16 protein-coding genes and 1 pseudogene are annotated in these 22,739 nt (G+C 57.4%); 15 read left to right on the forward strand and 2 right to left on the reverse strand.

All coding sequences use genetic code 11. The features are described 5' to 3' along the window. Positions 1 to 82: 82 nt before the first annotated feature. The 5 genes and pseudogenes from DKK75_RS01805 to DKK75_RS08345 all read left to right on the forward strand — a co-directional run. Positions 83 to 823 carry a GNAT family N-acetyltransferase gene (locus DKK75_RS01805; RefSeq protein ID WP_181414400.1) on the forward strand — a complete coding sequence of 247 codons (741 nt, stop codon included), beginning with the start codon at positions 83 to 85 and terminating at the stop codon, positions 821 to 823. Continuing rightward, a complete protein-coding gene (locus DKK75_RS01810; protein ID WP_110451742.1) occupies positions 810 to 2,120 on the forward strand; it encodes an MFS transporter in 1,311 nt (436 codons plus the stop codon). The genes DKK75_RS01805 and DKK75_RS01810 overlap by 14 nt, the downstream gene beginning before the upstream one ends. A gap of 27 nt (positions 2,121 to 2,147) precedes the next feature. Next, on the forward strand, positions 2,148 to 2,885 hold the full coding sequence (dapB, locus tag DKK75_RS01815) for a 4-hydroxy-tetrahydrodipicolinate reductase (RefSeq protein WP_110451743.1): 738 nt from the start codon (positions 2,148 to 2,150) through the stop codon (positions 2,883 to 2,885). Positions 2,886 to 2,925: 40 nt separating this feature from the next. After that, positions 2,926 to 3,831, forward strand: a complete 906-nt coding sequence (dapA, locus tag DKK75_RS01820; protein WP_110451744.1) for a 4-hydroxy-tetrahydrodipicolinate synthase — start codon at positions 2,926 to 2,928, stop codon at positions 3,829 to 3,831. After that, a pseudogene (locus DKK75_RS08345) lies at positions 3,832 to 4,365 on the forward strand (MBL fold metallo-hydrolase); the annotation flags it as partial. Positions 4,366 to 4,968: 603 nt separating this feature from the next. On the opposite strand, the gene DKK75_RS08025 reads toward DKK75_RS08345, so the two are convergent. Then, complete coding sequence (locus DKK75_RS08025) at positions 4,969 to 5,157, reverse strand: hypothetical protein (RefSeq protein WP_146208601.1); 189 nt, start codon at positions 5,155 to 5,157, stop codon at positions 4,969 to 4,971. A 225-nt stretch (positions 5,158 to 5,382) separates the two neighbouring features. On the opposite strand from DKK75_RS08025, the gene DKK75_RS01830 reads away from it, so the two are divergent. The 10 genes from DKK75_RS01830 (at position 5,383) to DKK75_RS01875 (ending at position 21,981) form a co-directional block, all read left to right on the forward strand. Beyond that, entirely contained in the window at positions 5,383 to 5,676 is a 294-nt protein-coding gene (locus DKK75_RS01830) for a WXG100 family type VII secretion target (RefSeq protein ID WP_110451745.1), read from the forward strand. A gap of 427 nt (positions 5,677 to 6,103) precedes the next feature. Further along, the gene (locus DKK75_RS01835; RefSeq protein WP_110451746.1) at positions 6,104 to 7,837 is read left to right on the forward strand and encodes a serine/threonine protein kinase; all 1,734 of its coding nucleotides are present in this window, start codon (positions 6,104 to 6,106) and stop codon (positions 7,835 to 7,837) included. Next, a complete protein-coding gene (locus tag DKK75_RS01840; RefSeq protein WP_110451747.1) occupies positions 7,834 to 8,277 on the forward strand; it encodes a hypothetical protein in 444 nt (147 codons plus the stop codon). Before DKK75_RS01835 ends, DKK75_RS01840 begins: the two co-directional genes overlap by 4 nt. 715 nt (positions 8,278 to 8,992) lie before the next feature. Further along, positions 8,993 to 13,606: an Ig-like domain-containing protein gene (locus tag DKK75_RS01845; RefSeq protein WP_146208602.1), complete on the forward strand. Its 4,614-nt coding sequence runs from the start codon at positions 8,993 to 8,995 to the stop codon at positions 13,604 to 13,606. Positions 13,607 to 13,609: 3 nt separating this feature from the next. Then, positions 13,610 to 18,181 carry an FtsK/SpoIIIE domain-containing protein gene (locus DKK75_RS01850; RefSeq protein WP_110451749.1) on the forward strand — a complete coding sequence of 1,524 codons (4,572 nt, stop codon included), beginning with the start codon at positions 13,610 to 13,612 and terminating at the stop codon, positions 18,179 to 18,181. Positions 18,182 to 18,423: 242 nt separating this feature from the next. Continuing rightward, complete coding sequence (locus DKK75_RS08125) at positions 18,424 to 18,693, forward strand: FHA domain-containing protein (protein ID WP_181414401.1); 270 nt, start codon at positions 18,424 to 18,426, stop codon at positions 18,691 to 18,693. Beyond that, positions 18,686 to 18,988, forward strand: a complete 303-nt coding sequence (locus DKK75_RS01860; RefSeq protein WP_110451751.1) for a hypothetical protein — start codon at positions 18,686 to 18,688, stop codon at positions 18,986 to 18,988. Before DKK75_RS08125 ends, DKK75_RS01860 begins: the two co-directional genes overlap by 8 nt. A gap of 119 nt (positions 18,989 to 19,107) precedes the next feature. Continuing rightward, positions 19,108 to 19,626: a hypothetical protein gene (locus tag DKK75_RS01865; RefSeq protein WP_146208604.1), complete on the forward strand. Its 519-nt coding sequence runs from the start codon at positions 19,108 to 19,110 to the stop codon at positions 19,624 to 19,626. Beyond that, positions 19,623 to 21,167: a putative T7SS-secreted protein gene (locus DKK75_RS01870; RefSeq protein WP_110451753.1), complete on the forward strand. Its 1,545-nt coding sequence runs from the start codon at positions 19,623 to 19,625 to the stop codon at positions 21,165 to 21,167. The genes DKK75_RS01865 and DKK75_RS01870 overlap by 4 nt, the downstream gene beginning before the upstream one ends. A 16-nt stretch (positions 21,168 to 21,183) precedes the next feature. Next, the gene (locus DKK75_RS01875; protein WP_110451754.1) at positions 21,184 to 21,981 is read left to right on the forward strand and encodes a hypothetical protein; all 798 of its coding nucleotides are present in this window, start codon (positions 21,184 to 21,186) and stop codon (positions 21,979 to 21,981) included. A 418-nt stretch (positions 21,982 to 22,399) separates the two neighbouring features. Here the strand turns inward: DKK75_RS01875 and DKK75_RS08185 are convergent. Beyond that, positions 22,400 to 22,739, reverse strand: a 340-nt coding sequence (locus DKK75_RS08185) for a hypothetical protein (RefSeq protein WP_219997301.1), incomplete at its 5' end; no start/stop codon positions are given.

Consider the following 22,739-nt stretch of genomic DNA (forward strand, 5'->3'; position numbering starts at 1 on the left):
CAGCAATCATGAACAGCAGGCGATCGGCAGACGGCCACGGACCGTCGTAGGGCCGGTACGCCCGAATGGAGCAATGAGACAGATGACAACGTCGAGTAATCGTGACCATGCCTCCCGCAGGAGGGGGAGCGTGCAGATCAGACCCATGATCTGGGCGGATATGCCCGACCTGGTGGGGACTTTTGACGCCACCTGGAAGGTGCAGGAGGATCCCGAGGGGACTGTGTCCCGGCTGAGCGCAGCCCACTTCATCCTGCATTACCTGGTGGGTGCCACCAGGGCCCGGATAGCTGTCGATGGGCAGGACTTTCTGGGGGTAACCCTGCTGGCCGAGGGGCGTGGCGAACTGTGCTTCCCCCAGGCCGAAGAGGAGCTTGAGCAGGTGGACCAGCAGTTGTCTGCCACACCGCTGGGCGCTCAGACCCTGGACCGGGCCCGCCAGTGGCAGCTGACCGAGGTCAAGCTGGAGAAGCAGTGCGGTCTGGCCGTCCCGCCCCAGGCTGAACTGAGGCTCTTCCTGGTCTCCAGCCGCGCCCGGGGGCGCGGCGTGGGCGGCGCCCTATGGCGGGACACCCTGGAGCATCTGGACCAGGCAGGCATTGAGCGCTTCTACCTGCATACGGACTCCTCCTGCGACGTGGGCTTCTACGACCATCAGGGCATGGAGCGGCTGGCCGAGCTCAAGGGGCGGGACCATGCTGCCTTCGCCGGGCGCGATCCCTCCGACGACCCGCAGTTCTTCGAGGGGATTGACGACATCTTTATCTACGGCGGCCGTGTGAGCGACCAGCTGGGCAAGGACGGTGATCATGGCGGCCGCTAAATCCCCCTTCCTGCGCCTGTTCACCTACCCGGGCGCCGCTGGTTTCTGCCTTTCGGCCGTTCTGGCCCGCCTGCCCCTGGGCATGATGGGTCTGGGCATTGTGCTGGCCTTGAACAACATCTATGACAACTGGACCTCGGCCGGTCTGATGAGTGCCGTCTACACGCTCTGCGCGGCCCTGGTCACCCCCTTCTACGCCCGTCTGTTCGACCGGTTCGGCCAGCGCCGGGTTGGGGTGACCGCCCTGATCGTGCAGGCTCTGGCCATTCTGGGGTTCGCCATAGGGGCCATGCGCCGGGTTCCCCTGGGAGTGCTTTTCGTCTTGGCGGCCCTGATGGGTCTGACCCAGTTCGCCTTCGGAGCACTGGTGCGCACCCGCTGGGCCTGGGTGCTGCGCGATGACAAGACCAATCTGCTCAACACGGCCTACGCCCTGGAGTCGGGACTGGACGAGTGCGTCTTCATCCTGGGACCCATCCTCTCCGCCTACCTGGCCACCTCGGTCAGCCCGGTCTCCCAGCTCTACCTGCCCGCCCTGGCTCTGCTGGTCGGCGGACTGGCCTTCTTTGCCATGCGTTCCACCGAGCCTCCGGCCGTCGTTCGCATGGAGGCCGTTGACCAGTCGGCAGCGGATCATTCCCCGGTGGATGCCCACGGAACCGTTCTGCCAAGCGAAACCGACGGCCTCCGGGGCTCTCGCTCGGCTCTGGTCTACCCGGGCATCCTCCTGCTGGTCGTGATTTTCGTCATCTTCAACATGAGCTTTTCGGCTGTTGACGTCTCGGTGACCGCCCTGACCAAGTCCATGGGCCGCGAGGGTGCTGTGGGCCTGCAGCTGGCCCTGTTCGCCTTGGGCTCCCTGTGCGGGGCGCTGATCTTCGGCTCGGTCAGGCTCAAAGGATCCCGCTGGCGCTATCTGACGACCTTCCTGGTGCTGCTGACCCTGGGCTACGTGGTCTTCCGCCTGGTCATGGACAGCTTGGTCCTGCTGGGCCTGGCCGAGGTGCTGACCGGCCTGTGCGTCTCCCCGATCTTTGCTACCGGCAACCTGATTGTGCGCGAGAACGTGGATGCCCGTGCCCTGACCGAGGGGCTCTCCTGGCTGTCCACCGGCGGATCCATCGGCACCTCCCTGGGATCCACCCTGGCCGGAGTCGCCTTGGATCAGTTCGGGCCTCACGGCGGCATGACCATCCCGGCGGTGGTCACCTGCTGCGCTGTCCCTCTGGCCCTGCTGGGCTGGGCCAGGAGCCGCAGAAGGGGTATGGTCGTGGAAAAGGGCGAAAATACGCAGTGAAATGAACAGCCAAGAAGGAGGCAGCCGATGATCCGCGTATCGGTGCTGGGCGCAGGCGGTCGCATGGGAACCGAGGTGGTGCGTGCTCTGAAGGACGCGCCGGATATGCAGACGGCTCTGCTGCTGGGGCCGGATGATGATCCGGCTGCCATCAATCCGAGCAATACGGATGTGGCGGTCGACTTCACCAGACCCGATGCCGTCCTGGGCAACACCTTGACCCTGATAGGGCAGGGGGTCCACACCGTCATCGGCACCACTGGCTGGACCAAGGAGCGTCTGGACCAGGTCAGGCAGGCCCTTGCTGAGCATCCCGGAGTCAGCGTCTTCATCGCTCCCAACTTCGCCATCTCCGCAGTGCTGGCCGACCGGTTCGCAGCTATGGCTGCCCGCTACTTCGAGTCGGCCGAGGTGGTTGAGCTGCATCATCCCGACAAGGTTGACGCCCCCTCCGGCACGGCTCTGGGTACTGCTTCCGCTATTGCCAAGGCTCGCCGTCAGGCTGGCATGGGCCCCATGCCCGACGCGACCCAACAGCCTGATCCTTCCCGGGGCCGGGTGGTTGACGGTGTTCATGTCCATGCCGTCCGCCTGCGCGGGCTCAATGCTCATGAGGAGATTCTCATGGGCAACCCTGGTGAGCAGCTGACCATCCGCGCGGACAGCTTCGAACGTGTCTCATTCATGCCTGGAGTCCTCCTGGCTGTACGCCGAGCCGGTAGCATCCCCGGCCTGAGCGTCGGCCTGGACCGCTACTTGTTCTGATATCCGCAGGATCGTCCCCATATGGAAGGAGCGTGAAGATATGACTGAGACTGGTGCCCATCTGCTTCCCCCTGCCCCGTTTGGACGGGTGATCCCCGCCATGATCACGCCTATGAATAAAGACGGATCCGTGAATTACGGGGCAGCCGCCGATCTGGCCCGCACCTTGGTGGCTGATGGGGCCGACGGCATCCTGGTCAACGGCACGACAGGCGAGTCTCCCGTCACCCACATGGAGGAAAAGGCCAATCTGGTCAGGGCCGTCAAAGATGCCGTCGACGTGCCGGTCATTTCGGGTGCAGGCTCCAATGACACGGCGCACACGGTACGCATGGTGGAGATGACCCAGGAGGCGGGGGCCGATGCTCTGCTGGTGGTCATGCCCTACTATTCGCGGCCCTCCCAGGATGGGGTAGTGGCCCACTTCCGTTCGGTCTGCCAGTCGGCTCAGCGGCCGATCATTCTCTACGATGTGCCTGGACGGACCGGACTGCACGTGGAACTGGATACCTACCGGAGGCTGGCCGAGCTGGACGGAATAACAGCCGTCAAGGATGCCACAGGCGACCTGGCCTCCATGCCTCGCAAGCGCCAGGAGACCGGCCTGACCTGGTATTCAGGCGACGACAGCCTCTATATGCCCTTCCTGGCCTTGGGTGCTGTCGGCGTCATATCGGTTATCGCCCATGTAGCCTCCGGACCTATGAAGCGCCTGGCCGATGAATTCGATGCCGGCGACCTGGATGGCGCAAGGGATTTGGCTGCACGTCTGGACCCGCTGGTCCAGGCTCTCAATGGCCAGGGTCAGCAGGCTGTCATGGCCAAGGCTGCTCTGAAGGCGGTCGGCAGATTGGACCAGACCGCCATGAGGCTGCCCAATCTGGGTCCCGATGAGGATCAGGTGGCTCTTGCCCGAAAGGGCATGAAGGCTGCCGGACTGATCTGAATTACTCCTGAAAGCAGCGTCGCTATCGCCTGTGGTAAGGGTACTCAGGCTGAGCAGCGTCTGGTGGCTCCTCCGAAGTATCGTAAGGGTTCCATGCGTATTGTCCCGCTGGGGGGTCTGGGTGAGATTGGCCGCAATATGAATGTGATCGAGTATAACGGTCATATTCTGCTGATTGACTGCGGCGTGCTGTTTCCGGAGGAGGAGCAGCCGGGCGTGGATCTGATTCTGCCTGACTTCAGCTATATCAAGGATAAGCTGGATCGGGTGGATGCTCTGGTGCTGACTCATGGGCATGAGGATCATATCGGCGGGGTGCCTTATCTGCTGAGGCTGCGTCCGGATATTCCTTTGATCGGCTCGAAGCTGACTCTGGGGTTTGTTGATGCCAAGTGCGAGGAGCATCATCTTAAGCCCAGGGAGGTGGAGGTCAAGGGCCGCGACAAGCTCAAGGTGGGCCCCTTCAGCCTGGAGTTCGTGGCCGTCAACCGGCATCGGTCTCCTGCAGGACGCTGGACGACGGTCCGCTGCCCGCATCGGTCACGGCTCTTCCGGACCTGGCGCCGTCTCGATCAGGCAAAACAAAGAGCCCCAGCGCCAGTGCGGCCAAGGCCGCTGCCAAGAGCACCGCTTCCGCCAGCATGGCCGGGCGCACCCTGCTGCTCACGCTGGTCGCGTCTGCATCCTGGCCCGCCGTTGCGCCACTGCCAGCCCAAGCCGGTCTTCTGCCTGATCCGCCATGCAGATTCCGGCTTGCGGAAAGGTCTGCCGCTGCCCCGATTGGCCATGTTCTCCCTGAGGCTGTCCAAACTTGAATTGATGCCTGAATCGTCTTCTCGACCCCCTCTCCGATGAAGGGCATCGTATGGCCATACGTGTCTCCTCGCAGTCTCGGCATGGCCCGGCCGAAGTCGAGAGCGGTATAGTAGCGGCCACCCCTGTCTCTTGCCATAGCCTTGTCAAGGATTTGTTTGAATTCCAACGAAGCCTCGCCCTGGCGCAGGCGTTGAAGTTCGCGATGCATGATGGCTTTGGGCCAGCTGGTCCTCGTTCGCTACCCGGTATCCATGTTCGGAGGTGGGCCGCCCGGTCAACTTGCCGAAGAGGGAGCGGCCCAGGGAGTATATCGCTTGCCTCTTATCCTCCGGAACGGCAGGCCAGGATCTCGGGCGCAGTCCAGAAGATCGAGAGCCCGGCCAGGAAGTTGGCCTCACTCAAGAAGAGCTCATGGGCATCATGGCCGTAGGCGCTTGCCCTGACGGCCACCCGGCGTGAAGGGGCCTCCTGCCCGTGCAGGTAGACGGATGATGTGGCTCCTCTGCGCAAAATGCGGACATGCCGATAACCCGGCAGATGTGGTACCGATACAGGCGCGGGCTCCCGAAGGCAGTCGTGCCATAAAACTAATATATTTGCAATTTTGTGGATTCGGCAGCTCGCTTGAATAGACGAAATTCCCAGTCTGTGATAAGCTTTTCTTGTTGTTGGTTGAGGCAGCTGATTGTTTTTGCGGGTTCATATCAGCTAATTCGTCCTATGAGAGGAAATGTTATGGCAAATGTATCGGTTACTTATGGTGATTTGGACGGCGCTGTCAGCGATCTGAAGAATGGGCACGATACCCTCGTCTCCGAATTGAATGCCTTGAAGAGCAAGATTGATGCCCTTGTCGCAAGCGGGTTCGTGACGGACCGTGCCTCCGGCGCTTTCCAGCAGTCTTATGAGGAATTCACCAAAGGAGCCACGCAGACCGTCGATGGTCTGGACGGTATGGAGAACTTCCTGAACAAGACCAAGCAGTCACTGTCTGATCTGGATAGCCAGCTGGCCAGTTCTTTGCAGTAGGTTTTCTGTCTGCGAGGGAAATATGTGCCTTAGACGTCTGCGGCATGGTTGCTCAAGACGTGTATAGGTGCACTTTGACCATCTTGTCTTTAAGGCACGCCATCGCAGGCAATGGAGCTGTTTAGGCTCATTGCGGCTCCTTCTGGTCAGCGATGATCAGAAGGAACCGCAACTGTCTCTCTCCAGTGGCTCGTTGTAGTGCTATGAGAATCGGCCTGTCGGATGTGTACTTGCCAGCGGAATAAACGAGCCTGGATTGCCGGACTGCGATGTTCGCATGCGAGCCTTCTCCGCAGGAATCAGAAACCTTGTTGAGGATTGGAGTGGGGCTTGATTCCGCATTGATGTCGGAATCGGGACTGTGGCTGATCCCTGAACATGCGGTTTCTTTAACGAAGTCGATCAATGGCTCAAACTGGAGAGAGATGTGGTTGCTGAGAATACGGTAATCGGCGGGCGGTATCGTATCTTGACGCAGATAGGCAAGGGTGGAATGTCCACTGTCTATCTTGCACTGGATACATCATTGAACAAGCAATGGGCCGTTAAGGAGATCAGACAGGTAACCGATCCCGTCAAGCGGGACATGATCATCAAGAGCATCACCGTTGAAGCCAATATGATCAAGCGCTTGGACCATCCGTCTATCCCTCGGATTGTTGATCTGATCGATGACCATGGCACGCTGTATGTCGTCATGGACTATGTGGAGGGCCGGACGCTCGCGGATATCCTGAAAAACGAGGGGCCGCAGCCTGAAGACCGTGTAGTCGATTGGGGTATCCAGCTATGTGACGCGCTTCACTACCTGCACAGTCGGAAGCCCCCGATCATTTACCGGGACATGAAGCCATCGAACGTGATGGTGACCCCAAGCGGAGCCATCAAACTGATAGATTTTGGCATTGCCATTGAAATGGGAGCGGATGATGACCGGTCCTCACTGATCGGGGACGACAGGCAGCTGGGCACGCAAGGTTACGGTGCTCCCGAGCAATTCAGCGAAACAGGTCGCGTGGATCAGCGTACCGACATTTTTGCTTTGGGCGCGACACTATACAACCTGCTGACAGGCGTGCGCCCGCGTTCCGGAGCATTCAAACCAATCCGGGACATCGTTCCCTCCTTGTCTGCTGGCCTTGAAGAGATCATATCCGTCGCGACGCAGACCAACCCTGAAGCAAGATTCCAGAACTGTGCTCAGATGGCTTATGCATTGAGACATTACCGGGAGATTGATGAGGTTCATCGTCAAGCGCTCACCAAAAAATGGCGTGCGTTCCTTGCTGTCATAATCGCTTCAGCGGTCTGTTTTGCGCTTTCGGCATGTTCGCTGGGCATGGCGTATAGAACGCGCAATGGCGACTTCAGCTATTGGATGGACCAAGCCGCTCAGACAACGGTCAGCGCTAGAGCCGAAAACGACTTTGTCCATGCCGCCTCCATCAAACCGGACTCTGTCGACCCGTATATCGGGTTGATCAGTTTGTATAAGGCAGACGGTGCATTCGATCCACAAGAGGAGCATACATTCAATGCTGTGATCACCGAGCACAGCAATTCCCTGCGTAAGCATTCCGAGGACTGGTCGAGGCTGTGTTTTGAAACAGGAAAGCTGTATTGGTACTACTTCAAGGTGCCTGAAGACGTCAGAACAGCCTCAGGCTCCTCTATGACGGATCAGGAATCAATGAGGATGGAACGCATAAGGGCGGCCTCTCCCTGGATGCACGAGGCGGCCAAGAACAAGGACTACAAGAAGGCAGAACTCGCGGATATCTACGCAGGCATAGCGGATTTCAACACGCAAATCGTCCCACTCATCAATGAGGGATCGGATGCCGGCAGATACAAGCCGTATGCAAGGCGCTTGCAACGATTGCTGGATGCTTCCCGCCAGGAAAGCAATGATGTTATTCGGTTGGAAGCCGCCAATCTGACGCTGGACGCCTTGCAGATCTTTCCAAGGAAGTTCAGGGCGGATGGCGTTGGCAAGGATCAGATGAACGTCTTGGCGGATCGGTCTGTATCCTTGGCTGCCTCGGTAACCCCTACAACTGCCTTGCTTGATGAGAGAAAAAACGAGGCCAATGAATCCTCAAAACAGGTTCGCGCCGCTATAGACAACGCCTTTGTGGATATCAAGGGGGATAAGCAATGAACGCCTGGTCCTGGAGAATGCTGGCTTTGGTATTTCTGGCGGTTGCCCTGGTTCTGGCGGTTGCCGCGATTGTGCTTTATAGGGTCCTGCATATACGCCAGGTGCGGGATGCCCTCACTGGCCGCAGCGAGGCTGCCGAAATTGAACGGATGCGCACAGCCAGGGCGGGTACATGGGCAATGGTCGGCTCACAACAGCAGACTGGCGATCTGGGTTTCAACCCGGGAATCGGGAACAGTCAGGATTTCGCCTCCTCCCAGCAGCATCCGGTGGAATTCGTGGTGCATTCGACCGATGCATCATCGGAATCCGGGCAAATGAGCGCGCAATCATCAGGGGTTGATGATGACGAGCAGCAGACTTCTCTGATTGGCCATGGGCATGCCGAAACCAGCGCTCGCGATGATGAGGCCCAAACCACGCTTGCAGAAAGGTCTTGACACGATGGCGGAGCCCGTAAAAAGCACTAAGGCGATAAAGGTCCTTTGCTGCATGATGAGTTTTTCGGTTCTGTTTTGTCTCGCCTTGCTCGTATGGCAGCTGTTGCTTCCCACCCGTGCCTCTGCGACGGAGATGAAGAGCGCCAAGGATCGCATATCCGTATCGATGACTTATCGGCAGATGAAGTCCGAAGATGACCTTACAGACGGAAAAACATGGATTGCCGCAGGGCCGCGTTCTGTTACGATGACCATCACTCCGCGGTCGGCGGATGGCGTCGATTGGCAATCTTCAAGCGATGGCTCGCTGGCAATCGAAGGCATCGGCATCTCCGGCAGCGGACCATGTCCAGTCCTGCAAAGCGACGATCCCGGACAAGGGCCTTCCCGGACCTATACGCTTAGATATACCGATGGCGGGGACAGCTCCCAAGGTGGTCAGGAATATTCGTTGGACAGTTGTCGGCTGAAATTCAGCTATACCTTAACCTCGGGCAATGAAGGCGGGAGGGCCGAAAGCCTCAGCGGAGACTTTTCGGAAACGCTCAGTTCCATAGGTATGGCTGCGGTCGATAGCGAAGGCAAGGATATCGATTTTGCTCAGCACCCCAATTCCATAGTTGTGGATTCAACATCTGACAGAAGCCTCAGACTATGGGTATCCGGAGCTCCGAAGGCTGATCCGCTTTCCGGTTATTTCAGCAGCGTTGATACAGTGTCTCTTTCGTCACGCGACCCCTGGCTGGACCGTATAGTCAACATTGCCTTCAACAACCACAAGCGAGCCAATCCCAAGGCCGATTTTGCCCCCATGACCATAAGTCGGATTCCTCCGCATAACCAGGCCGATGACCCCAATCATCAGCCTCCTGTCAGCTTCTCTTGCGGGCGCCCCGCCTCATACTCGCAAAGAAGCGCTCGAATCGGCCAGGGCCATGGGGATCACTCAGGGGTCTGGAAGGTGCTCAACCAATCATGCAAAGCCGATATGAACAGGCTGCCGTACAATGCCAATGCCCGTTATGAGGCCCGCCTCCAAGATGAGCTCGCCCGCTACCTGCATCCAGCGGATTCCGGACAGGATGCCAACCAGCTTTCATTCATTTATGACACTGAAAAGCCTATGCTGACCTCTGCCGGCTATTTGTTCCACGGTCTTGAAACACACCCTGGAGATGATGATTTCCCCGTTTCCGACGGCGTCATGGCCTTCAGGGATCGCGTCATCAGGCTGAGGGCCAAGGATGTTCTTCCATCCAGGCCAACCGTTGATTCGAGTGGCAGCCAACACTACCCGCCGCGAATCAGGAATGATGGTCGCAGCGATCCCGATGCCTCCGGCTTGGGAAGGCTCATGTTGGACGGAAGCCGTTATGACGGCGTCGATAGTCGAGGCAATCCCCGAACTCCGGTTCCGTTGAAACAGTGCTCTGCTGATACCGGCGTTCGGGACGATGACGGCTGTGATTACTCTGTCTCCACAGGTTCTGATGAACAGGGCGAATACTATGACGTGGATTTCCGATCCTCCGGATATTACGATTTCAGCGCCATAAGGGCCAAAGTCGTTGATAAAGCCGGCAATGAAGATGACTTCTTCCTCCTCAAGAGCGGGCAGACGGATCGCTCCAAGGCTCCTAATACGGATGCAATGATTGGCAGGCTGCTGATCGATGTCAGCTATGAAACGCTCGGGGAGCCCAGGATCGCGGTTTCGAGTCGTTCCCCCGGTGCTTCCCGGAAGCCAGGCGCTGTGCCTCCTGCCCCTTCCGGTAGTGGGCTGGACAGGTATTATTTCAATTCAGATGTCCGCTTGGCCGTGCAGACCAAAGACCAGTATTTGGCCTACTACCTCCGTACGCTGGCCAATGATCCCCGCAGAAACGTCGGCGTATTGAAGTATTGGCGCGATGATCTGCCAAATGGGTCCAACGAGGCCAAGACGGCCTGCAAGGTGGAGGAATCCAACATAACCGAGGATCGCAGCGAAGACTGGACGTGGAGTCTGGCCTGTGCAGACAGTGTCGAGCAGGTCAATGGAGCCAGCGGGTCCTATCCGGCCAATGGTAAATACACCTTTATGCTCAATGCGGATATTCTGCCTGGTTGGTTCGCTTCTTCAAGGACTCAGTTCGGTATCGATACCAGTGCTCCAGTGGCAGATGGATTTGAGGGTCCGCGTGGTGACGGATTGAAGATAATCCACAGATTCCCTATCAAGGGCTCCCATAAGACCATTGTGACCAGTCCCGGGGAAAATCACGTCCGGTTCAGGGTTCAGGATCTCCTGCCAAAGGAGCAGAGGGGTGCTGATAAAGTCTCAGGAGCCTCGCAGGAGGGAGCATCAGGTATTGCTGGGAATTGCGCTGCGGGCACTTGCCATGGCACGGTCCAGGTTTCCATGCCTGCTCCAACCGATTTGCAGGGCAATGCCATAGGCGATTCTGCTGCAAGGACCATGACTATACCGGTGGATGAATCCGGCTGGTTCACGATCGATCTGAAAGACGAAGGTTTATACGATCTGTCGAAAATTGTGCTGACTGCTACTGATTGGGCAGAGCATCCTGTTGACAGCGGTGATGGTGACCGGGCGCGGAATGTGCTGAAAGTCAGCCTCGACGAGTTGGTCAGCAAATATCCTGATGCCGCAGGCTTCAATGAAGCCTACGATGCCTTGGTGATCGACAACCCTCAGAACAAGCGGACGGCCCAGATAATACTTAGACAGGCCAAGTCTAATCCCGCTTCTACGGATCCTGCTTACTACTTCAGAGGCGAAGCGCTTGTCGACTTCAAAGTGAAAGACAGGTGGTTCCCTCTGTACCAGGCTCTCGGTGACCAGAGCAATCAGAATTTCTTCCATGGCTCCGTCAGTCCGGCCGCTCCGACAGCATTCCCTGCAGTGTCGTTCGAACCTGATGCCTGGGTTCCTGACTCCGCGAGTCCGGACACCTGGGTGTTCCGAGGATATCGGGTTCCCCGTTCTGCCACCAACCAGAACAGTCCCCATGAGGGGGTTTATGAGTTGGCGGTATCCTATGCTGGCCTGCAGTGCGACAGCAGCCGGTTCGCCGCATCCCAGCGTAAATTCGTCATTGACTATACAGGCCCCCAGCTGGGCAGCCTTCACTTATCAGCGACCACCCCCCATCATTGGCAATGGATATTCCCTACATCGCCCCTGCATGTGTCCTTGGACGGTGTCAAAGACCAGGTTTCCGGTGTAGATGCGAAGACCGTGTCCTTTACGGATTACCAGGGGGATGAGGCGACTCCTATGCTTGGGTATGACCCCTGGCTGGCCCGTCAGGATGCACAGACCCCTGAATCCACCTTGCGATTCGAATCCGATGAGGTCATTGCTTTCGACATGAACGCCGACAGCCAGCGTCTCAGGTTTGATGCCACATCGATAGCCGTCAAGGATTTAGCCGGCAACCCCTCATCGACTCATGCGCTGAGTTCATATGGCGGCAATCGAAGCGACATAGTCAACGACGCCCGGGGATATGCGGGCGCTGCCCTCGATCTTGTCGGTCCGAAGATCACTGTGGCCTATGACAACAATGATGTCAGAAACGGCAAGTATTACAAGGCCAAGAGGATGGCCACCGTTGTTGTTGATGAGTCGAACTTTGATTTCATAAGGGCGAATGACGGCAGACGCATCATCGTCGAATCAAGTGTTGATGGTCGCAAGACCCGACTTGCCGCCAAGGATTTTTCCAACCCAAGCGGCGATAAGCACACTTATCTGGCAAAGCTGGCCTGTGAGAACGATGGAGATTGGACCGTCGATGCCTCGTTGACCGACCCAGGCGAACACCAGGGGATTGCATTCCATGACGAATTCGTCATCGATACAACCAGGCCGGTGCTCTCGCTGAAATTCGACAACAATGACTGTAGAAACGGCATGTACTATAAGGCCCCCAGGGTGGCCACCATCGAACTGGTGGAGCGTAATTTCAGCAGCGGGGAATCGACGGTAACGACATCGGCCAAGGATGACGCCGGCCACGAGGTTCCGGCATCTGCGGGCGATGGCTGGTCGTATGCAGGAGATCCCACAAAGTACACCTTGGTCCAGCATGTATCGTTCAAGGGTGAATACCATTACACTCTTGAGGCCAATGCCACGGATTTGGCCGGTAACACTGCGGAAGCGGCGAAGGAGCCGGAATTCGTCATCGATATGACCAAGCCTGATCTTCATATCGAAAAGGTGGAGGACAAGACAGCATATGCGGGCACGGTAGCGCCCACGATACAGGTCGCTGACACGAATATGGATCAGAGCCGAACGACCTATGCGCTGGTCGGGGACAGGCGGGGCAAGGTCAAACCCACGGACCTGAACCCGAAAGAGTATGAGGAAGATAACGCCAGAACAATCGATATCCCTGATTTCAAGCGCAAGGCAGCAATCGACGATGTGTACACGCTGACTGCGACAAGCGAAGACATGGCCGGTAATTCCACATCAGTGAGCAAGACCTTCTCGGTTAACAGGTTCGGCTCGACCTACCTGTTTTCAGCGGGAACGTCCTCGATCAGGGGTGCGTATTTGAAGAAGGCAGTGCCTATCGCAGTCACCGAGCTGAATGTCAGCGGCATTGATTGGGGTAAGTCAGCCATCAGGTTGGCCAAAGACGGAAGCATCCATGCTGTTCCCGAATCCGATTATCGGATTGTCGACGATAGCGACAACGGATGGAGCAAACGAACCTATGAAATTCCTGCCAGGGTATTCAAGGGCGACGGCTACTACCGCCTGATGCTCACCTCCACTGATCGGGCAGGGAATCTGTCAGAGAATACCATGCAGCACAAGGATGCGAAGCGCAAGGGGGACGCCTCGGTGAACTTCGCCGTGGATTCGCAAGCTCCAACGGCATCAGCTCTGGGCATTGCCTCCAACGGAGTGTACTATGGGCAACAGCATAGAGTGGGCATAGATGCCAAGGATAATATGAAAGTTCGCTCCGTCCGGATTGATGTGGATGACAGGACACAGGGACGGTGGTCTGGCGATGAGCTCCTCAGAGGCGCGCAGTCCATTGATCTGCCGGCGGATGCTCATAATCACACGGTGACGGTCAGGACCGAAGATGCGGCGGGCAACATATCCTCGATTACCTATCAGGGTGTGGTCGTCGCTTCAGACTGGTGGCAATACATCCGGGAGAAGGGATTGCTTTTTGTGCTGGTCATCTGCCTCGGGATTCTCATGGCGCTGGCGGCCTGCATCCTTGCGGCTCTGATCGTCAGACACCATGCGGAAATGGCCTATAGGCGCAATCCATTTGGCAGGCAGGAGCGGTGAGGCGTGAAAGGCCTTGTCAATATTCATGATGCCCAGTCGGAGGCTCGGTTTACGGCCTACTTGGATGTGCCGGGAGACTCGTCATTGGCTGACCTGCTTCCCTCTCTGGCCAGATTCGCGCAGGGAGCCACGGGCAGGAAGATCGATGTCGGTATCGACGGGCGCTGGGTGGACCCGCGTCTGACCATTGACCAGGTAGGTCTGCATGAAGGGTCATGGATTTCCCTGCTGTGCGAGGGGGCGACGATTATCGACCCGCGGGTTCGCTCGGCTGATGACCCAGCAGCAGTTCAGCTGCGCTTTCTCAGCGGATTCAATGCAGGTGCCATATATGACGTGCTTCCAGGTATCTTGAGGATAAGTTCCCTGATGGATCCTGAAAAAGTGTCGATCAGCGCTGATTTTCTTCTTGATGTTCATCCGGATGGCCGTCTGACGGTGGTGCCTAACATACGCGAGGGGACCGTGGTGAAAGTCGGCTTCCTGCACAGGCCCAAGCGGCAATTGCATTCCGATGTCTGGCTGGACGGGCATGAGCTGATAGAGCCGACCGAGCTGGACTATGGACAGGAGCTCGTGCTTCCCGAATGCATCATCAGCGTGACCAAGGGGCACCCGGATTCCGTGCCAGTCGACAAAGAAGACAGCCCGGGGCACTGGCTGTATACCCGGCCGCCGAAGATCAGGAATGAAGTACGGACCAGACGATATACGCTTCCCGGATCTCCGACCCGTCCTGACAAGGCCCCAATACCGATCATGTCGACCCTGCTGCCATTGGCCATGTCCGTGGGGATGGCGGTCATTCTGAAGAATTATTCATATCTGGCTTTTGGCATCATGTCACCGGTGATGATGGTAGCTTCGTATTTCTCCGGCAATAACGGCATGAGGAAGAGATACAGGGCGCAGGTCAAACGTTACGAGCAGAGCCGGGACCGCATCAAGGAACAGGCCAGGCATGCGCTTGAAGAGGAAATCAGTGATGTGCGGGCCGAATACCCTGATCCCACAGCCCTGCTTGATCTATGCGCCAGCCATACTGCGCAGCTATGGAACAGAAGGGCCACGGACGACTCCTGGCTTGGATTGCGCATAGGCACGGGAGATGTCAAGTCGCATGTATCCCTGGAAATGCCCGATAACCTTGAATTCGAGCGTGTGAAGACATGGCAGCTCCATCATTTCCCTGTCGTTGTGGATTTGCCGGATGCCGGATGCCTGGGGTGCACAGGTGAGCAAGCAGTCATCTTCCCGACAGTGCAGTGGATCGTCGCTCAGATGGCAGCTCTGCACTCAGCGCGGGACTTGTCGATATACCTGCTTTCGCCCAGGTCCAGGAAGCAACCAGAAGAGGGTCGGCCTGCTCCCATACCGGCGCAGATTGATTGGTCCTTCGCCCAATGGCTCCCGCAGCTGGTTCCGCGGCAAGGGCAGAATGCAGTACGCACGTTGGCTACCGGCATTGAAGACATAGCGATGAGAATTTCGGAACTCATCGCCATGCTGGACGATCGCAAGGAGCTGATGCATTCCCAGTCCATGCAGAAGTGGGCGGGGCCATCGGTAGTTGTGGTGATGGAGCATGCGCATGTGCTCAGATCCATGCCCGGCACTATCAGACTCCTCAAGGAAGGGCCTCTTGTCGGTATGTACATGCTATGTGTGGAGATCGATGAGAGGCTCCTGCCTGAGGAATGCCAGACTGTGGTGACAGGGGAGGCTGGCGAGCTGAAGGTCCGCAGCAATGTCTCTGATGATGTCAATGACATCATGCCCGACCTGGTCACACAGCAATGGCTTGATGCCCTTTCGCTGTCCCTGGCGCCTTTGGAGGACGGCAGCCCTGATGAGAGCCAGTCCGCCATTCCCTCGCAGAGCAGACTCCTGGACCTGCTGAAGCTGACGCCGACTCCTGAAGAGATCGAAGCCCGCTGGGCCGTGCAACCCCGCTCGACCTTCTGCACGATCGGTGAATCGGTTGACGGCCCCTTCGGCCTTGACATCGCCAAGGACGGGCCCCATGGGTTGATAGCCGGTACAACCGGCTCGGGCAAGTCGGAGCTGCTCCAGTCTCTGGTGGCTTCGCTGGCCGTGGCGAATAGGCCGGAATCGCTGAACTTCGTGCTTGTCGATTACAAGGGCGGCGCGGCCTTCAAGGACTGCGTCAAGCTTCCCCATACGGTTGGAATGGTCACGGATCTGGACAACCATTTGGTTACCAGGGCTCTGGTCTCGCTTGGCGCGGAACTGAACTACCGCGAACATCTTCTGGCCCTTGCCGGCGCCAAGGACCTTGACGATTACATGGACTTCCGGGAGCTCCGCCCTGATCTGACGGAGATCCCCCGTCTGCTGATCATTATCGACGAGTTCGCCTCACTGGCTAGGGAGCTTCCCGACTTTGTCACCGGCCTGGTGAACATTGCGCAAAGGGGCAGGTCATTGGGTATCCACCTTCTCCTGGCGACTCAGCGGCCCGGAGGCGTAGTCTCTCCGGAAATCAGGGCGAACACCAACCTTCGTATAGCCCTGCGCATGACGGACGACAGCGAAAGCCAGGATGTGATCGATGCCAAGGATGCATCGCTGATCAGCAAGTCCACGCCGGGCAGGGCCGTGGTAAGGCTCGGGTCGAATTCCCTGGTGCCCTTCCAATCCGCCAGGGTAGGAGGCAGGTATATCGACCCGAACGACAAGGCTGAGACAAAATCAGAGAAGCCCTTTGTCCGCGCGCTCTCCTTCCCCCAGATCGGCCAGCCGGCTCCTGCGCGTCCCAAGTCGAAAGAGGGCAAGGGGGATGTAAGCGTAACCGACCTTATGAAGTTGGTCGGGAGCATCTGCGAGGTGGCCAAGGATGAGGGCATTCCCCAGCAGCGGCAGCCTTGGCTGCCTGCCTTGACCGATGAGATCGGTCTGGATGATCTGCCCGACAGCGAAGATGGTGATGCCCAGGCGAGCCTTCAAGTTCCCTTTGCCATCGGGGACTACCCCAAACTGCAGAAGCAAAGCACGGTTTTCCTTGATATGGCGACCTTCGGTAATCTCTTCATCATCGGCACGTCGCGCAGCGGCAAGACCACGGCTCTTCGGACCATAGCGTTCTCCGCCTGCGAAAGGTATGCACCCACGAAGGTCCAGGTCTACTGCATCGATGGCGGCAATGGCGGCCTCGCCCCTCTCACGGCCTTTCCCAATGTGGGCGTTGTGGCCCTGCGCAGCGAAACGCAGAAGATCGAACGGCTCCTGAACAAGATCGAAAGGGTGCTCAAGGCCAGGTCGGCCACGCTCTCCAAGGGCGGATACAGCAATATTGACGAGTTCAATCGAGGGCTTGACCAGGATCATGAGGAAGAGGCCCTGCCGCATATGCTGGTCATGCTGGATTCATGGGACGGGTACAATTCCGCCTTTGAATCCTATGACAGCGGTTCCCTGATCAGTCGCATACAGAACCTGATGCGAGAAGGGCCGTCGGTCGGTGTGCATTTCATCCTCACCGGCGACCGCTCGCTCCTGTCCGGACGGATGACCTTGCTGGCAGACAGCAAGATCATGCTGCGGCTGGTCGACAAGACCGACTATTCGGAAATCGGAATCCCCGCCAAGGAAATACCCGACAAGATGGCGAACGGGCGAGGTTACCAATCCGTTGACGATGCTGAGGTTCAGATTGCACAAATTCGCCGGGGGGCGGTGGGCCAACAGGAATCCGAGGCCATCCGCGCCGCCGGTGTCGCGCTGGCTACTGGCAGGGATGCCGGCCTCTCGCGGTCCCGTCAGCCCTTCAATGTCGAACAGCTGCCCGATGAGATATCCTTCGATCAGGTATACGCCTTGGTCGAGGAATCCGAGTCCCTGGTCAACGGTTTGCTGCCTTTGGGCATCGGCGGCGAGGATAACGATCTTATTGCCTATGATCCGGCGGCGACGCCGATTCTTCCGGTTTTCGGCGGCATGCAGAGCGGCAAGACGACACTGCTGGTCTGGTTGGCCAACATGGCGCTGTCCGCTGGGTACCATCTGGTCATCGCAGCCCCCAAGGACAATGCCCTGAGGCATTTCGAGGGGGTGCCCGGAGTCGTGCGCTTGTTCACGACCCCTGCGGACCTGACACGGGAGAATCTTGAACCATACGCGCGCAATGGCGACGAGAAGGCTCTGGAAAGCAGCACCGAAACGGGGTTCAAAGGCAATCTTCTGGTGTTCGATGACTGTCAGCTGCTCAAGGAGATTCCCGCCAGTGCGTGGATGCAGAACCTGGTCGGATCCTTATCGAAGAGTGACGCCTCATGCATCTTTGCTGGAGACATCATCGACTTTCCCCAGGGCTTCGGGAACTGGGGGTCTTCCATGAAGAAGATCAAGCAAGGGGTGCTCATCAGGCCTGAAGAGATGCTGTACGCCGATTTGATTGGAGCCAGATTAAAGCGCTCGCAGTTCAGCTCTGACATGCCTCGAGGCAGGGGTTTCGCACGATTCGGAACAACAACGGTGTCTGTGCAGTTTCCCGAGCCTGAAAGTGAACTGACTTTCCCCTTCCAGCCCCATATGAAGGGCGATGATATACCGTGAGCCGCAGGAAACAGAAAACAGGGCTGGCTAAAACCGCGCAGCCTGCCCGAATTATATCGGAGATCCCTAATCTGCCGCCCATTATGCAGCCAGAAACTGTTGGCAAATGGGATTTACATGATGGCTCCCTAACGCCAAGGCAGGTTCATGAGGGTCCTGCAGATGGAGATGGCTCATCATATGATCTGGTGTTCTCGGACGGCCGCCGTGTGCCCTGTGCCCAGCGCTGCGTGGTTGGCAGAATGCCGAAACAACCTGGTGAGAATTATGACGCATACTTAGTGGTGGATGATCCGTCCCAGCAGACATCGAGAAGGCATTTCGAGTTTGGAGTCACTTCCATCGGTCAGGTATGGGCCATGGATTTGGGATCGGCCAACGGGACCTTCGTTCTGTCAAACGGCACCTATGTTCGACTGCCGGAGAAGAAGCGAACCGTTCTGGCTGACAATGATGTGATTAGGTTCGGAGGGCTGAGCGCCAAGGTGGAGAGGAGAGCTGACCGTGGCTGACAAGGTTGTTGTTTCCAATGATGAATTGAAAAAAGCCAAAAAGGGTCTGGAACAAGTCAAACAGATTCTTGACGATTTTTCAGGTGCGCAGGGGAACGAAAGTTCCATGGGCCACATGGACGTTTATTCCGAATATACCATGTTTATGAAGCGCATGAAAGATGCCAGTGGCAAGTACTCCAAGAAAGCCGGAGACTTTGCCTCGATGCTTCAAAACGTTATTGATCAATTTGGGGATCTTGACGCTCAATTGAGTCAGCAGATTAAGCGGTCGGACGGGTCCGCTCACAGATAGGTCGGAGGGAAGCAGTTATGGAAGGGGCCGGGATACAGTTCAGCATGGACATACCAGCCGATTGGAAGGTTATGGATTTCTCCCGTAGGGGGAGGCAGGTTTATGCCAAGGAGCAGTCCATGAGAATCATCGAGCAGGTTCCTGCCTTGCATATTTACCGCAAGAAGCTTGAGGATGTCCTCTTTAAGGAGCTGACGTCATCCTGGGCTATGGGTGTTCGATACGGAGCATCCTTGGCGGTGCCCACCACGGATGGTTTGCTGAGCGCCTCTATTACGGTGTCCGTTCTGCCTCCGCCTCCCAGCCAGGAGAACGTTTCCGTTTTTGATGCCATTGCCGCCACGGTCCATCAGAATGATGAAGAGTCGTCGGGGGATAGCGAATCCGACATTTCCCAGGTTTCAATTCCTGAGGCGGGTATGGCCTTGCGGGTGCTGGGGCATCGTGTTTTGCGTCCTCAGGAAGCTGCCCAGGGGGTCAAATACTCGATTTTCCAAACGTATGTGCCTTTTGGCGGGCGTATTGTGCTGGTGATGGGGCAGACTTTTTGCACGGATGTGGAAACACAGCTTTTTGAGTTGTTTGATCTGATTACTGGTACGTTGTCGTTAAGGATTGATGGGGGTGATCAGCGATGAATCCGTATTCGTATGTCGACTGGCAAGTAGTCGGGTATCCGTCTGATCCCGTGCCAGGCAATCCTGCTGGTGTTGAGACTTGCGCGAAGATGTTGAAACGCAAAAAAGATTCGGTCGACTCGTTGGTTGATGTTTTGAACAAGATTATGCCTGACAAGGGCGGTTCGGTTTTTGTCGGGGATGCTGCAGACCAGTATGCAAGGAAGCTGTCTCGTTTCCCTGAAGATATGAAAGACCTGTCCCAAGGTTTGGAGGGTGCGCACCGTACTCTCAATTCCTGGAAGTCGAGCATGGAGGATCACCAGAAGAAGGCTCATAAGGCGTATGATGATGCCACGAATGCGGATAAGGAGTACAAAGAGGCTCAGCTGAAACTTGATGTAGCTTCTGCCACGGCGCGCAACGCGCATTCCGCTGAACATCTGATGCGTAATAGGCAGCAGGCAGGCGAGGATGTTTCCAAGGCGGAAGAAAAGAAAACCTTGGATCGTGTCCAGCAGGCTGAGCAGAGTGTAACTGATTTCCGCAATCAGGTGAATTCCGCTGGGGATCGGTATTGGAATGCCATGAAACGTCTGCATTCGGCGGTCGATGAATACAATGAAGACGCAACGAATACCGCAGGCTCGCTGCGGGGTTATCTGGAGAAGACGCCTTCGGCTTCTTTGTGGGAGCAGGTATATTACAGCAGCGCCTGGAGCGTTGTTGTCAAAGTGGCCGAGATAGGCGGCACGATATTCGGGATTGCCGCTCTCCTTCTGGGCGGCGGCGGCATTATCGGCATAATCGCCTTCGCTTTCGCCGCGATCGGGTTCATTAACGATTTGATGGCGTATGTGGAAGGAGATGAATCATGGGAGGAATTTATGCTTTCTTTGGCTTCTCTCTTTTTGGCAGGTGTTGGCTTAAAGGGTGTGGGTAAGGATCTTTCGGAAGGGCTTAGAACATTCATAAGCGAAGGAAATCAAATGTCGGTTCTTGCAAAGCTGAGGCTTTTGGGTGACCCGACGCAAAAAGGTGGTTATTTGGTTTCCCACTTGTCAACGATGCTGGGTAAACCGAACGGCATCCTGCCGGTTTCGAAGTGGGCGGAGGAAGCCAAGTCCTTGGCGGCGACTTCATCCAAGCGTATGAACATGCCCCTGCTATGGCTGAAGGGGTTCGGGCGCGGAGTGTGGTCATCTGCAAAAGCTGCCGCTTGGAAGTCCGGTGTCTTAACGCTTTTTAAGTATCCAAGGGCCCTAGTCAAGGAATGGAAATGGAAAGTGGAGGACGTGGAGAACGATGTCAGGTGGCTTGTTGCCTTGAATGGTGGTGGAGTGACGGGTGCGCTTGCCGCCGTACAAAAAAGCTCTCTGTATGGGACTGTTAACAGCGGAATCCGTTCCGTGGTCCAAGACGAGGTCGATGCCTTGAAGGATCATCTCCATAATCAGGATAAAGGCAGTGCCGGGTGGAGGACGTCGGTGTCTGAGGGTCTTGGTTATTTGAAGCCTTTCTCGCCGTTTGCCGGTCCTTTGGGGTCCGTCTTGCCAAAGTGAAAGATGGGTGGTGGTGATGTCTGAGTCGAGTGGCGGGCGTGCTGGTGTCGGCGGGGTGTCGGATGACGCTGAGGATCGGGTTGATGCGTTTGTCCTGTCGTCGATCATGTCGCGTGTGGTTAAGAGTGTCCCGCATGCGCGGCCTGGCTCTCGTGAGTTCTCCCTGGGCGGGGTCCTGTGGAAGACGGTGCTGTACGGGCTGGCCTATGTGGCCGGGTTCGCCTGCGGCTGGCTCCTCCTGTTTGGACAGGACAAGGATTGGGTGCGCGTCTGGATAGCTTACTCTGGTGTGCTTGGTTTGTTTTCGGGGTTTGCTGTTCTGATCCTGTTGGGGCGGTATGAGAATGGGAAGGGGCGTCCGGGGCCTTTGTTTGTGGTGTTGTCGCTTCCGTTTGCTCCGGGGTTCAGCATCATATTAGGGTCTGGCGCCCGCTATTCTGGTGGCGTGTTCCGGTGGGTTCTGGTGTCGATGGCTGTGTTGGTGGTTGTTGGGGTGTTGGTGTTTCCGCTGGTGATGCGGCTGGTGCGTAATGGGTTCTTGTCGTGGGCGGCGATGGTGGTGTTGTGTGTGGTGCCGTCCTGGATGTTGGCCAAGGCGACGGGGTCGGCTGGCGCGTCCTTGTTCTGGTGCTGCGTGGTGGGCGTCGTCGGCGCCTTGTGGTTCGTGCTGGACATGCGGGCGATCGGAAAGTGCGCGGGCACGCATCGTGATGCGGCTTTCGAATGGCTGGCGGCCTGGGCGCTGGTGTGCGATCTGACCCTGCTGATCGCCTCGCTTCTGGGAGCCTCCAAAGATGGCGATGATGCCAGCTGATGATGTCTGTGTTGAGTGGCGGGCGTGCTGGTGTCGGCGGGGTGTCGGATGGCGGTGAGGATCGGGTTGATGCGTTTGTCCTGTCGTCGGTCATGTCGAGTGTGGTTGAGAGTGTCCCGCATGCGCGGCCTGGCTCTCGTGAGTTCTCCCTGGGCGGGGTCCTGTGGAAGACGGTGCTGTGCGGGCTGGCTTATGTGGCCGGTGTCGCCTGCGGCTGGCTCCTCCTATCCGACGACAGCCAGGATCGGGTACACTCCTTGTTAACTCAAGTTCCGTTTCCCGTGCTGTTCTCTTTTTTTGCTGTTCTGATCCTGTTGGGGCGGTATGAGGATGGGAAGGGGCGTCCGGGGCCTTTGTTTGTGGTGTTGTCGCTTCCGTTTGCTCCGGGGTTCGGCGTCTTATTCGGGTCTGGCGCCCGCTATTCTGGTGGCGTGTTCCGGTGGGTTCTGGTGTCGGTGGCTGTGTTGGTGGTTGTTGGGGTGTTGGTGTTTCCGTTGGTGATGCGGCTGGTGCGTAATGGGTTCTTGTCGTGGGCGGTGGTGGTGGTGTTGTGTGTGGTGCCGTCCTGGATGCGGGCCAAGGCGACGGGGTCGGCTGGCGTGTCCTTTTCTGGTGCTGCGTGGTGGGCGTCGTCGGCGCCTTGTGGTTCGTGCTGGGCATGCGGGCGATCGGAAAGTGCGCGGGCGCGCATCGTGATGTGGCTTTCGAATGGCTGGCGGCTTGGGCGCTGGTGTTCGGTCTGACCCTGACGGTTGCCT

The sequence above is a fragment of the Bifidobacterium asteroides genome (assembly GCF_003202695.1).
Lineage (GTDB): Bacteria > Actinomycetota > Actinomycetes > Actinomycetales > Bifidobacteriaceae > Bombiscardovia > Bombiscardovia asteroides_G.

Coding starts and splice junctions, on each gene's coding strand:
- DKK75_RS01865 (WP_146208604.1), top strand. CDS start 19,108: ATGAGAATCATCGAGCAGGTTCCTGCCTTGCATATTTACCGCAAGAAG.
- DKK75_RS01810 (WP_110451742.1), top strand. CDS start 810: ATGGCGGCCGCTAAATCCCCCTTCCTGCGCCTGTTCACCTACCCGGGC.
- dapB (WP_110451743.1), top strand. CDS start 2,148: ATGATCCGCGTATCGGTGCTGGGCGCAGGCGGTCGCATGGGAACCGAG.
- DKK75_RS08125 (WP_181414401.1), top strand. CDS start 18,424: ATGCCGAAACAACCTGGTGAGAATTATGACGCATACTTAGTGGTGGAT.
- DKK75_RS01875 (WP_110451754.1), top strand. CDS start 21,184: ATGTCTGAGTCGAGTGGCGGGCGTGCTGGTGTCGGCGGGGTGTCGGAT.
- dapA (WP_110451744.1), top strand. CDS start 2,926: ATGACTGAGACTGGTGCCCATCTGCTTCCCCCTGCCCCGTTTGGACGG.
- DKK75_RS01870 (WP_110451753.1), top strand. CDS start 19,623: ATGAATCCGTATTCGTATGTCGACTGGCAAGTAGTCGGGTATCCGTCT.
- DKK75_RS01830 (WP_110451745.1), top strand. CDS start 5,383: ATGGCAAATGTATCGGTTACTTATGGTGATTTGGACGGCGCTGTCAGC.
- DKK75_RS01840 (WP_110451747.1), top strand. CDS start 7,834: ATGAACGCCTGGTCCTGGAGAATGCTGGCTTTGGTATTTCTGGCGGTT.
- DKK75_RS01805 (WP_181414400.1), top strand. CDS start 83: ATGACAACGTCGAGTAATCGTGACCATGCCTCCCGCAGGAGGGGGAGC.